Genomic DNA, 13,067 nt, shown 5'->3' on the forward strand with positions numbered 1-13,067 from the left:
TAATGTACACTAAAATTTAGACAAGAGGGTCTTGGTAAGTATTCTAGATAACTTAAGCATTCCTCCATCTAAGAAATCTTCTTCATTTAAGTCTTTTTCTAAACTATCCTTCGAAGTTGAACTTAATATAAATGTATCTCTATTAAGTGACAAAATGTGTCTTTCAATAGATTTAAATTCATCTTTAGGCATTTTGGAACTATTATTAAAAACAACCAAATTACAGTGATACAAGTTAGGCAGTATTAGAGTAGGCATATTGTTTAAAAACATCGTATATGTAGTACAATCTGCTATAAAGAAAATAGAAGTAACGTTAGATATTTTCTTTAGTTCTCTTTCATTAAGAATCTCTAATAAATCAGCCAAATTTCTAGTGCCATTATACTCAATTATTATTCTGTGAACTTGATGCTTTAAGATAATTTCTTTAAGGATATCTTTATCTAGAGGTTCCGTGGGATCATAGTTTAGAATAGTGATGTTCTTGAAGCTAACTAAATCCTCTTTTATTTTGCTATTGCCTTGTTCACATTGAATTATTAATATTTTTTCTATTTTTAGTAATGTATTTTTAACAAGTGAATTTATAAAATAGGTTTTTCCAGATCCGATAAACCCTGTTACTATTTCGATATCAGTTTTAAATTTCATATTTATATTTCCTTACAGGTAAATAGATTTTTAATTTCATTTATATTAAGATGATTTCCTATTACGCATATTCTTCCAGAATAATCTGCACTGGAATTCCTAATTTCATATTCTCCTGGAACATAGTCAAATTCTAACCAGTTATCCTCATCAGCCTCAATAATTCCCTTAGCTCTTAGAACTAGTCCATATTTTGAGTTGTCAGTTAAGCTACTTAATATAGATTCAATTCTTTTTCTTGAGTAAACTTCTGGGGTTTCTATTCCAATTGATTCAAAAGCTTCTTTGGTTCCAGCTACCGTGGAAGTCTTTAAGATGCCTTTCCCCAAATCCTTCTTTAATATATTTATTTTATTTAGTAAAGGAACTTCCTCTGTGTTTTCTGCTATGTCAATAATTGAAGATGCAGGTACATCACTCCAAGGAGTTGTAACTATGCTGGCATGTGAGTTTAACTTTTTAATTTTTTCAGTAAGTGATAAAACATCATCTTTAGAAATGTTTTGAGTTCTACTTAATATGATAGTTTTAGCATTGACTATTTGGTCCTTATAAAAGTCAGCAAAATTATTTATATATAAATCATACTTAGTTACATCAAGGACAGTTATAAGCATGTTTAATGAAACTTTTTCTTGTATGTCTGGCTCCTTAAAAACTGAAAGTATTTCGGAAAGTTTTGCTACTCCAGAAGGCTCTACTATTATTCTTTCAGGGGAATATTTATCTATAACTTCAAGTATTCCTTTTTTAAAATCACCATAAACACTACAGCAAATACATCCAGCACTTATTTCTGTAATTTCGATTTTTGAATTCCTAAGAAAGGAGCCATCTATACCTATTTCTCCAAACTCATTTTCTATTATTGCTATTTTTTCTTTATTAAGAGATTCTTCTATAAGCTTTTTAATAAGCATAGTTTTACCAGCGCCTAAGAATCCTGAGAAAACATCTATTTTAATACTCATAATTAATACCTCGCAAAAATATTATATTGTTCATTTTAAACTAATGGGAAATGTGAATCAATGCAAATAATTTGCATTTGAAGTTAATTAACAGTTAGTTCAAATTTGATTTCAAATAATATAAATAAATTTTCTATTTTAGGTAAGAATATGGATGTATTTATTTTCTAAGGAGAGTGAACAAATGAACAAAGTAAGTATCAAAAGAAAAGTTCTATTGGGGGTAGCGGCTGCTACAATATCCCTATCCATAGGAACTAAGGCATATGCATCAACTGCTTCAACACAAGATAAAAGCACAAAAACTAAGACTATAACTGTATTAAATAAAAAACATCATGGCAAGTTAAAAGAAAATCTTGATAAATTGGTTAAGGAATCAAAGATAACTCAAGATCAAGAGGATAAGATTCTAGCATATGCAAAAGAAAAAAAGGCAGCTAGAAAGGAAGAGAGAGAAAAACTAAAGGATATGAGCAAAGAACAAAGAGAGGCGTATCTAAAAGAGCATCATAAGACTAGAGGAGATTTTTTCAAGGAACTAGTTGAAAAAGGTGTAATTAATCAAGCTCAATCAGATGAAATAGTAAAAAGTCTAGAAAGTAATATTACTACAAGATAATAAAAAAATAAAAGCTTGCAAAAGGTAATCCTATTGCAAGCTTTGCTTTATTGTTCATCAAAGATTTTCTTATGGTATGCTTTATAAAACTCATCATCATCTGATAATATTTCTCTAGCGCTATATATAGGTTCCATTATTATTTTCTCACTTTCAGGTAAATATAATTTAGCATACCCGCCATCACCATATTTTTCTCTTAAGTGTGTTTTAACTCTATTGTATGTTTCTTCTTCATCTAAGTCAGGAAAGTGCTTTTTGGAATAGTTATAGCAACGTGTAATCATGTCATCAATATCTGTAGTTCTATCAGCATCAGAGATAATAAGTCCATATATATTTCTAGGTTTGTAGTTATTTGAAGCCCTATGGTCTTCACAAGCATCACCCATTATAAATATTTCTTCAGGTAAGAACCAAGTTTCAAGCTTTTTATCTTGGATAAGGATTTCTTTTGAGTGTATTTGATGCTTAGCTCTATCAAATTTAAGTCCAAGATCATGATATATAGCAACAGTTAAAACCATTGGAATTTTTACAGAATGGAACTTTGAAAGCTTTAATGAAGACTTAATTACAGTCACAATGTGATTAATTCCATGTCCTTTGTCAAAAGATAGATAGTTATTTAGAACTTCATTAAATAAATAGTCTATTAGAGTTTCTGGTACTGAAGACTGAATTATAGCAATATCTTCAGTTGATAGATGCAGATTTAAAGCTTTAAGTGTATGCATTATTAAATCCTCCCGTTAAATCTATCTATAGTATATAATATAAATTAAGATATATCTATGTGAAAGGATGAGGTAAATAGCATGATTAAGAACATAATATTTGACTTAGGAAATGTTTTATTAGATTATAATCCGGTAGAATATTTAATGAATAAGGGAATAGAAAAAAGTAAGGTTAAGGAATTAATTAATCAAGTATTTCTAAGTGAAGAATGGGCAATGCTTGATAGGGGAACAATCACTGAAGAAGAAGCAATCGAGGTATTATGTAAAAGAAGTAAAGAAAACGAAGATTTAATAAGACTCGCTATGGACAATTGGTATGAGATTCTTACGCCAATAGAGGAATCAGTAGAAATATTAAAAGCAGTTAAGGGTGCGGGATATAAAACATATATATTATCAAATTTTCACCTAGTAGCTCATGAAAATGTCACTAAGAAACATGACTTTTTTGAACATTTTGATGGAGGAGTATTTTCATTTAAAGAAAAGCTTCTTAAGCCAGAAGAAGAAATTTATAAGTTAGTACTTGATAGATATAACATGAAGGCAGAAGAAACCATATTTATAGATGATACTGCAATTAATATTGAAGCAGCCAACAAGCTTGGAATTAATGGAATAGTGTTTAAAGGAGCTGAGGATTTAAGAGACGAGCTATCTAAGTATGGAGTAAATATTTAATATATTTTAGAAAAGAAAAAGAAGAAGTCAGTACAAATTAGACTTCTTCTTTCTTATAATTAGCTACATCCGCTAGTAGATCCACATGTCAAGCATAGGGAGCAGGTTCCATTAGGGACTATTTGCTGACTTCCACAGTTGCCGCATTTAACTTTATGATGTCCCTCAGGGATGATTTCTTCAGAAATAGCAGCTTCTGCAGGAATGTTTTTTAGTTTGTTTTCTAAGGATTTTGCATAATCAATTAATTCCTTATAAGTCATGGATTCAAGCTTCTTCTCACCAGAATCTAAAGATACATTTAAAGGTTGAGAAACCTTTGAGCCATCTCTGTATAAGGCAATACATTTTACACCTAGCTTCCAAGATTCTTCATGAACAGCTTTAAAATCTTCAACTGTAGCATCATTTGGTAAGTTTACAGTCTTAGAAATAGCTCCAGAAACAAATGGAGTTAAAGCAGCAACCATCTTAACATGACCTAATGGAGAAATAAATCTGTAGCCTCCATGAGATTTGTTGGCTGTATCAAATATTGAATAATGAGCTTCCTTTAAGAATGGAGCATCTTCAATTCTGCCAGTACCATCTATATAGGAGATAATAGAATCCATCTCTTCTTTATTGTATCCCAAAGTTTCTAAAGCAGTTTTTATAGTAGTATTAACTAACTTCATATAGCCACCACCGCTTAAGTTCTTCCATACTATATGAGAGAAGAATGGTTCGATAGAGGTAGTATCGCAATCCATTGCTAGTGCAATTGTTCCAGTAGGTGCGATTACAGTTACTTGAGCATTTCTATACCCAACTTCTTTTCCATGTGAGTATGCAAGTTCCCAAGAATTTTTTAAAGCCTTAGATAAATTTGCTAAAGAAAGTTTATCTAGAAGGTCATGATCTACCTTTATTGGTGAATAATCTAATCCTTCAAAGTCATCCAGCATAGCACCTGCTGCTCTAGAATGATTTCTTATAACTCTTAACATATATTCTTTATTTATTTCAAACTTTGGAAAAGCTCCAACTTTCTCTGCCATAAGAGAAGAAACATAATATGAATATCCAGTTACTATTCCCATAATAGCAGCCGATACATTTCTTCCTTCTTCACTATCATAAGGAATGGCCATTGCCATAAGGGTTGAGCCTGTGTTTGCAATACCGAGTCCTGTAGTTCTAAACATAAAGGATTTTCTAGCAATTTCAGCTGTTGGGAATTGTCCTTGATATATAGTGGTATCTAGTACAATTTGAATTAAAGCTGTTAAGTGTGTTAATCCTTTTAGGTCAAAAGTCTTAGTGTGTTCATCATAAAATTTTCTGATATTTATACTTGCTAGGTTACAGGCTGTGTCATCAAGAAAATGATACTCTGAGCATGGGTTGGAAGCATTTATTCTGTTATGTTTTGCACCATATAGCCCATCTTCTCCAGCAGGACAAGTGTGCCATGCGTTTATAATATCATCAAATTGAGGAGCTGGATCTGCACAACTCCAAGAACTTTCGTTAAAGGTATTCCATAGTTCATTGACTGAAATCTCTTTATTTACACTCTCACTTTTTCTTCCTTTAAGGTAAATAGTATCATCATTCTTAGAAATAACTTTTTTCATAAATTCATCAGAGAATCTTATTGAGTTATTAGCATTTTGACCAGAAACAGTTTCATATGCTTCCCCTTCAAAACCAATATCATATCCCATTTTACCTAAATCTCTTACTTTTTGTTCTTCTCTAGCTTTCCAAGTTATAAACTCCATTATTTCAGGATGGTCATAATCTAAGCATACCATTTTGGCAGCACGTCTTGTGGTTCCACCAGATTTTATAGCACCTGCATTTCTATCAAGAACCTTAAGGAATGACATAAGTCCAGAAGATTTTCCACCTCCCGATAGAGGTTCATCTATTGCTCTGATATTTGAAAAATTAGTACCTGTACCAGAACCTTGCTTAAAAAGTCTAGTTTCAGTAGTAATTAAATCAGTTATAGAGCGTGGTCCTAATAACGTATCTTCTATTCCATTAATAAAGCAAGCAGATCCTTGAGTTCTAGTAAAGGCATCAGTAGATGGCATAACTTTGTCTAGTTTTTCATCATAATAAAAGTGTCCTTCTGAATCTTTATCTATTCCATAAGATAGCTTTAACCCAGTATTAAACCACTGAGGAGAATTAGGTGCCCACCTTTGGCTTAATATTCCGTAAGCAAGTTCATCATAAAATATTTGAGAATTATCTTTAGTTATTAAACCTTGTTCTAAAGCATATGTAGTCCAAAAATTAACTAATCTATGGGTTATTTCTTTCATACTTCTTTCGTATCCGTTGCCATTAGGAACACCATTTTGTCTAAAGTACTTACTAGCTATGATATTGCAGGCATTTTGAGAATAGAAGTCAGGAAATTCTAAATTATCTTTGGAAAAAATTAATTTATTTGTTTTGTAATCCAATATTTCAACTTTAACAGTTTTCCAATTGAATAAATCATATACGGTTTTGTTAGTCCCCTCTAACTCTTTAGTAAAATAACGTGAAATAAGGTTGTATAAGTGATTCATTTTAATCTCTCCTTTAAAAAAACAATAAGCCTATAAATATATTCTAAACACAATATATTGTGGTATGCAATAATATAAATACTATATATGGGTAAAATAACCTGAACTAGAATAGATAATCTTACTGTTTTCTAACTAATTTAAAGTTTTTCAAATTATAATCTTTTAAATTGATTTAAATTATCTAACAATATATAATAGGTTCTATGATAAGGTTAACATTTATAGAGGTGATGAAAAGTTGAAAAGAATAGATCTAATTTATGAAAAGTTAATAGAGCTATATGACGGGGAAGGCGTAAGTGCTAGTGACATATCTTCGGCACTAGGACTTGATAGGGCCAATGTAAGTAGTGATCTAAATAAATTAAGTGAAGAAGGTAAAATAATAAAAATTAAAGGCAAGCCAGTACTTTTTACACCTCAGGAAGCAAACGAAGAAGAGAGCAGTCTTGATAAATTTGCAAGCAAAAATGGTAGCCTTTTTTCAGCAGTAGAACAAGCAAAAGCAGCGATCTTATATCCGCCGAAAGGAATGAATATTTTAATTTTAGGAGAGACTGGTGTAGGTAAATCCATGTTTGCAGGACTTATTCATAAGTATGCAATAGAAATGGAAAGTATGGGCAAGGATTCTCCTTTTATAACCTTTAACTGCGCAGATTATGCCAATAACCCTCAACTTCTTATTGGACAAATATTTGGAAGTAAAAAAGGCTCATATACTGGGGCAGACTCAGATAGGGTGGGGTTAATTGAAAAGGCTAATGGCGGAATATTGTTTCTAGATGAAGTACATAGACTTACACCAGAAGGGCAAGAGATGTTCTTTACATTTATGGATAAAGGAACATTTAGACGACTAGGTGAAACAGAATCTGAAAGAAGTGCTAATGTTTTAATAATTTCAGCTACTACTGAGAATCCGGAATCAACTTTACTTAAGACCTTTACTAGAAGAATACCAATGATTATAAGAATTCCTAGCTTAAATGAGAGAAGCCTTGAGGAAAGATTTAATTTAATATGCGAATTTCTTAGAGAAGAATCTTTCAGACTTGATAAAACCATCATGGTATCAGTAAATTCCATGAAAGCACTATCTAGTTACAATTGTCCTAATAACATAGGGCAACTTAAAACAGATGTGCAGTTAGCTTGTGCAAAAGCATACGCTGACTATGTTTCTAGAAAGAAAAAAGAAATGAAGATAAATACTATGGAGCTTCCTGTATATATAAGGCAAGGTTTGTATTCTGCCGTTGAGCACAGACAACTTTGGAATAAGCTAATAGGTATTAATAATAGATATTGCATATTTGATAATGATAGTGAACAAGTGCTTTTCCAAGAGGAGCAAGGTGAAGTAAGTATATACGATATGATTGATTTAAGGGTACATGAATTAAAAAGCAGAGGAATAGATAGTGAAGAACTTGAAAAAGAGATGGGAAGAGATATAGAAGAGTACTTCAATAATTATATTTATAGTGTTAATAAGAAAAGAGATATTTCAAACCTTGAAAGTGTTATCGATAAAGAAGTAATTAATATAGTTCAACAAATTGTATCATACTGCGAAGAGGGTTTAAATAGAACCTTAAGTGAGAAGATCTATTATGGAATGGCTGTTCATATTGCAAATTCTATTGAGAGAATCAGAAAAAATCAAAAAATTGTAAACCCTCAATTAAATACGGTAAGAACAGAGCATAAAAAGGAATTTAATATAGCGTTAAATTGTTTAAAAATAATTGATAGAGTAATGGATGTATCTATGCCTATAGACGAAGCTGCATTTTTAGCTATGTTTTTAGTTTATGATGATAGAAATGTTGAGAAGCAAGATAATGAAGTAAAAGTAATAGTTGTAGCACATGGAGCATCAACTGCAACATCTATGGCGGATGCAACTAATAAACTTCTGGGTGCAAATTATGCGATTGGAATAAATGCACCTATAGAAGAAAAGCCGCAAAAAGTTATCAATAGGCTTAAAACCTTTATTATTCAATCTAAAATTGAATCCGATATTCTTTTCCTAGTGGATATGGGTTCGCTAACAACTTTTGGAGGGGAATTGCAGGAGGAGCTTGGAATAAGGACTAAGACACTTCCACTTGTAAGTACTTTACACGTAATTGAAGCTACAAGAAGAGCTATGCTTGGGTATTCACTTGAGGAAGTATATCAGGAAACCTTGAGGGTTAATACATTATTAGAGGATGAGCCAGTTAAGTTAAAAGATATAGGTAATAAAAATGAAAAGCTTGCTATTATTACAGTTTGCACAACTGGAGAAGGCGGAGCTGTCACAATTAAAAATATATTATCAGAGAATCTGCATTTTGATAAAAAGTTAGTAGAGATATTACCTATTATGTATAGCAACAATAAAGAAACTAAGAGGAAAATTAAGGAGCTTTCAAAAGAATACAAGATAATTTGTATTATAAGCCCATTTAAAATTAATACTGAAATAATGCAGTTTGGTTTAGAAAGTGTGTTGAAGCTCGAAGACACTGAAACTATTCAGAGAGAAATTGATGTAGAAACTACTTATATAAAAATGGGGCAAACTTTGGAGAAGCAATTAAAGAATGTTAGTGGAATAGAAGTGCTAGAAAGCATAAAGAATTTTAATGACACAATTATAGAATCTTTAGGATTAAAAATATCAACAAATATATTGATTGGGGAAACTTTTCATGTAGCTTGTATGATAGATAGATTAAAAGAAGGTGGAGCAATTGAACCTTTTAAGGAGAAAGAAAAATATATTAAGGGAAAAGAAGATATATTTAGAACTATTAAAAGCACCAGTGCAATGCTTAACACAAAGTATTCTATTAAAATTTCAGATGATGATATATGCCGTATAATGAGCTTTTTCTATGAACTATAAAAGCAAAATTCCTATTTGAATTAATCAAATAGGATTTTTTTTCGTAAATTTATGTGTGTTGGCACGATAGTTGCTTATATTAATATCGAGAAAATAAATAACACAAAACAGATTGTTTTAGGGAAGGGTGAAGCAAATGGACTATCAAGATATAGTATTTCAAATTATAGTTAGTGGCGGAGATGCAAAAAGTTATGCGATGAGTGCCATAAGAGCAGCAAAAGAAGGACAAATTGATGAAGCAAAAAAACATTTGGAGAGCTGTGGTGAGGCATTAGAGAAAGCACACAATATTCAAACAAGTCTAATCCAGGATGAGGCAGCAGGAAATTCTAAAGAGGTTACTCTTCTTATGGTACATGCACAAGATCATTTTATGAATGCAATGACAGTAAGAGACTTAGCTCAAGAGATTATTGATGTGTATGAAGTTGTGTTAGAACTAAAAGAAAAAATAAATGTGTGTTAGCATAACAACACAGTTTTTTAAATAAATAACACACATCATAAAGGAGGTGAGTATGTGAAAACCCAAGAAGAAGTTTTAAATTCAATTCTAAATAAAAAACTTGTAGCTGTTGTTAGAGGTGAAAATTTAGAAGAAGGAAAAAATATTATCACAGCCTCAAAGGACGCAGGAATAACATCAATTGAAATTACTTATACAAATAAAGATGCATCTGAACTTATTAAAAATTTTATTAAGGATGAGAATTTATGTGTCGGAGCAGGAACTGTAACTAATATTCAAATAGCAAAAGAAGCAATAGAAAGCGGAGCAACATTTATAGTTGGCCCAAACTTCGATGAAGAAATAGCAGAATACTGTAATAATAAAGAAATATTATATATTCCAGGGTGTATTACTCCTAGTGAAATAATTAAAGCACAAAAATATGAATGCAAAATGGTAAAAATATTTCCAGGAGATTTGGTAGGACCCAAATTCATAAAAGCAATTAAAACGCCTATTCCAAGTATTAAATACATGGTTACTGGTGGGGTAAATCTAGAAAACATGGAAGAGTGGATAAAGGCTGGAGCAGATGCCTTGGGTATAGGAAGTGTTTTAACTGAAAATACGAATCTCGAATACCACAACATAGTAAACAAAGCAAAAGCTTTCTGTAACAAGATTAAATAATTAAGCAATGTGTTTTAAATGAGGTGAAGAAATGGAGAGATTCTTAGCTTTCGGAGAGGTATTAATAAGATATACCAACAAAGATAACAATATATATTCAAATGGAAATCTAGTGGAATACTTTTATGGGGGTTCTGAAGCAAATATAGCAGCAACACTTTCAGGACTTGGACTTGAAACATCAATATTATCAGCTATTCCAAAGAACAATATGTGTGATGATATAGTTAGACATTTTAAAGGATTAGGTGTTAATACGAAATATATACTAAGAAATGGAGAAAAGATGGGTTTCTACTTTACTGAACGAGGTACAGGGGTAAGAGGAGATTCTGTTATATATGACAGAAAAAACTCAGCCTTCTCAAAACTTACAGTAGAAGAAATAGATACTCAAGAAGTCCTAAAAGATATTACCTGGTTTCATTTCAGCGGAATAACAGCAGCAGTAAGTGAAGGCGTAAGAGAAATACTAAAGAAATTAGTACTTAAGGCAAAAGATAATAAGATTACTATCTCTATGGATTTAAATTATAGATCCAAGATGTGGGGAATTAAAGAGGCGAAGGATTTCTTAAGTGAAATAGCCCCATATGTAGATATTTGTTTTGGAATAGAACCAATAAAGGGATCAGATGATGATTATGATTTATTTAATAGAGATGAAGCAAGTACACAAGACATCGAAGATAGAATGAAATTATTAAAAGACAGATATAAATTCAAATATATTTTCCATACAGAAAGAAAAAATGACTCGGAAAATAGCAATTCATATAAAGCTTATGCATATTCTGATAAACTCTATGAATCCAAAACACTTAAAACTAACATGATAGAGAGAGTTGGAAGTGGAGATGCATTTGTATCAGGAATAATTTATGGATTAATTAATAATTACTCACTTAAAGAAACAATAGATTTCGGGGTAGCAAGCGCAGCTCTTAAATGTACTATCAAGGGAGATCACATGATTGTTTCGGAAAATAGCATAAAAGAGATAGGCAATATGAAGATAGCGATTAATAGATAGAGGTGATTAGGTAATGTTGAATTCACAAGAAGTTAGATCAATAGCTCCAGAAATGGATTCATTAAGAATTGGAATGGGGATAAATAAAAAAGATCTTTCTAAACCTCAAGTGCTAATAGAAAGTACCTTCGGGAAAAGTCATCCAGGAAGCGTACACCTTAATAAATTAGTTGAAGTAGCAAAAAGTAATTTTAATAAATTAGATGTGGAACCCTATGATTATTATGGAACAGATATATGCGATGGTCAGGCTCAAGGGCATGATGGAATGAATTATTCGTTAGTATCTAGAGAAATAATAGCCAACTTAATTGAGATACATTATAAAGCAACTCCTTTTGATGGTGGATTATTCATATCAAGTTGTGACAAAGGTCTACCTGCACATTTAGTTGCAATCGCAAGGCTTAAAATTCCGGCGATAGTAATGCCAGGCGGAATAATGGGATCAGGGCCAGAACTTCTTACTCTAAATCAAATTGGAACCTACAGTGCAATGTTTAAAAGAGGAGAAATTACTGAAGAAAAATATAACTTTTATAAGGAAAATGCATGTCCGGGTTGTGGTGCATGTTCATTTATGGGAACAGCAGCTACAATGCAAACGTTGACCGAAGCATTAGGTCTTGCATTACCTGGGGCAGCATTGCTTCCAGCAAGATCAAAAGTTATTGAAGAATATGCAGTAAGATCTTCAGAAGCATTGATGACATTAATTGATAAAGGAATAACCTCAAAGGAAATATTAACAAAAGAGGCTTTTGAAAATGCAATAGTTGTTCATGCCGCAATTGGAGGATCAACCAATGCGATGCTTCATATTCCAGCAATTGCAAAGCAATTAGGCATTGAAATAACAGCAGATGATTTTGATAGAATTCACAGAGAAGTACCATATTTACTTAATGTAAGACCAAGTGGAAACTGGCCAGCAGATTATATTTATCATAGTGGAGGAATACCTGCCATTATGAACAAGATAAAGAAACATCTAAACCTTGATGTTATAACGGTTACAGGAAAAACCTTAGGTGAAAATCTAGAGGAATTTAATGCAGAAAAAAGTTATCAAGTATTTACTTCAATGAACAAAAATATTAAAGGTGATGAAGTTATCTTAAGCGTAGACACACCAATTAATGAAAGTGGCTCTGTGTCAGTGTTAAGGGGGAATGTAGCGCCAGAAGGTTGTGTAATAAAACACTCAGCATTACCAAAATCTATGTGGAAAGTACAATTAACTGCTAGAGTATTTGACAGTGAAGAAGATGCATTTAATGCTGTAATAGAAAAACGTGTTAAGCCAGGAGATGCGGTATTCATTAGATATGAAGGACCTCGTGGAAGTGGTATGCCAGAAATGTTTTATACAACAGAAGCAATAGCCTCTGACGAAAATTTGAGTTCAACAGTTGCTCTCATAACTGACGGAAGATTTTCAGGGGCAACAAGAGGGCCAGCCATAGGACATGTGTCTCCGGAAGCAGCAAGCGGAGGCCCAATAGCAGTAGTTGAAGATGGAGATATAGTCGATATAAATATTGATGAAAGAAAAATTAATGTTGTTGGTATTAAGGGAAAGATACTATCTAAAGAAGAGGTAGTAGAAATATTTAATGATAGAATGAAAAACTTAAAGAAACATGAACAAAAATTTAAAGATGGAGTTTTAGGATTATATACATCAAATGCCACTTCAGGAATTGAAGGCGGAACAATTTATTAATAAGTGAAATATTAGGAG

General features: G+C 31.8%; 11 protein-coding genes. 7 read left to right on the forward strand and 4 right to left on the reverse strand.

Annotated elements, in window-relative coordinates; translation table 11 throughout:
- Positions 1–9: 9 nt before the first annotated feature.
- Together PTZ02_RS17995 and PTZ02_RS18000 are read right to left on the reverse strand one after the other, a co-directional pair.
- Entirely contained in the window at positions 10–654 is a 645-nt protein-coding gene (locus PTZ02_RS17995; RefSeq protein WP_274229136.1) for a GTP-binding protein, read from the reverse strand.
- Positions 655–656: 2 nt separating this feature from the next.
- Positions 657–1,625, reverse strand: coding sequence for a CobW family GTP-binding protein (locus PTZ02_RS18000; RefSeq protein WP_274229137.1), 969 nt, complete (start codon positions 1,623–1,625; stop codon positions 657–659).
- 184 nt (positions 1,626–1,809) lie between these two features.
- Here PTZ02_RS18000 and PTZ02_RS18005 point away from each other — a divergent pair, with 184 nt between their 5' ends.
- Entirely contained in the window at positions 1,810–2,247 is a 438-nt protein-coding gene (locus tag PTZ02_RS18005) for a hypothetical protein (protein WP_274229138.1), read from the forward strand.
- Between the two features lie 47 nt (positions 2,248–2,294).
- On the opposite strand, the gene PTZ02_RS18010 is transcribed toward PTZ02_RS18005, so the two are convergent.
- Positions 2,295–2,984, reverse strand: a complete 690-nt coding sequence (locus PTZ02_RS18010; protein ID WP_274229139.1) for an HD family phosphohydrolase — start codon at positions 2,982–2,984, stop codon at positions 2,295–2,297.
- 81 nt (positions 2,985–3,065) lie between these two features.
- On the opposite strand from PTZ02_RS18010, the gene PTZ02_RS18015 reads away from it, so the two are divergent.
- Positions 3,066–3,671 carry an HAD family hydrolase gene (locus PTZ02_RS18015; RefSeq protein WP_274229140.1) on the forward strand — a complete coding sequence of 202 codons (606 nt, stop codon included), beginning with the start codon at positions 3,066–3,068 and terminating at the stop codon, positions 3,669–3,671.
- Between the two features lie 59 nt (positions 3,672–3,730).
- On the opposite strand, the gene PTZ02_RS18020 is transcribed toward PTZ02_RS18015, so the two are convergent.
- The gene (locus PTZ02_RS18020; protein ID WP_274229141.1) at positions 3,731–6,241 is read right to left on the reverse strand and encodes a vitamin B12-dependent ribonucleotide reductase; all 2,511 of its coding nucleotides are present in this window, start codon (positions 6,239–6,241) and stop codon (positions 3,731–3,733) included.
- Positions 6,242–6,482: 241 nt separating this feature from the next.
- Between PTZ02_RS18020 and PTZ02_RS18025 the strand changes: the two genes are divergently transcribed.
- The 5 genes from PTZ02_RS18025 (at position 6,483) to ilvD (ending at position 13,049) form a co-directional block, all read left to right on the forward strand.
- Complete coding sequence (locus PTZ02_RS18025) at positions 6,483–9,146, forward strand: sigma-54-dependent transcriptional regulator (RefSeq protein WP_274229142.1); 2,664 nt, start codon at positions 6,483–6,485, stop codon at positions 9,144–9,146.
- A 136-nt stretch (positions 9,147–9,282) separates the two neighbouring features.
- On the forward strand, positions 9,283–9,615 hold the full coding sequence (locus PTZ02_RS18030; RefSeq protein ID WP_202769170.1) for a PTS lactose/cellobiose transporter subunit IIA: 333 nt from the start codon (positions 9,283–9,285) through the stop codon (positions 9,613–9,615).
- A 54-nt stretch (positions 9,616–9,669) separates the two neighbouring features.
- Positions 9,670–10,290 carry a bifunctional 4-hydroxy-2-oxoglutarate aldolase/2-dehydro-3-deoxy-phosphogluconate aldolase gene (locus PTZ02_RS18035; protein WP_274229143.1) on the forward strand — a complete coding sequence of 207 codons (621 nt, stop codon included), beginning with the start codon at positions 9,670–9,672 and terminating at the stop codon, positions 10,288–10,290.
- Positions 10,291–10,321: 31 nt separating this feature from the next.
- The gene (locus PTZ02_RS18040) at positions 10,322–11,323 is read left to right on the forward strand and encodes a sugar kinase (RefSeq protein ID WP_274229144.1); all 1,002 of its coding nucleotides are present in this window, start codon (positions 10,322–10,324) and stop codon (positions 11,321–11,323) included.
- Positions 11,324–11,336: 13 nt separating this feature from the next.
- Positions 11,337–13,049: a dihydroxy-acid dehydratase gene (gene ilvD / locus PTZ02_RS18045; protein WP_274229145.1), complete on the forward strand. Its 1,713-nt coding sequence runs from the start codon at positions 11,337–11,339 to the stop codon at positions 13,047–13,049.
- Positions 13,050–13,067 lie beyond the last annotated feature (18 nt).

The organism is Clostridium sp. 'White wine YQ', from assembly GCF_028728205.1.
Classification (GTDB): Bacteria; Bacillota; Clostridia; order Clostridiales; family Clostridiaceae; genus Clostridium_T.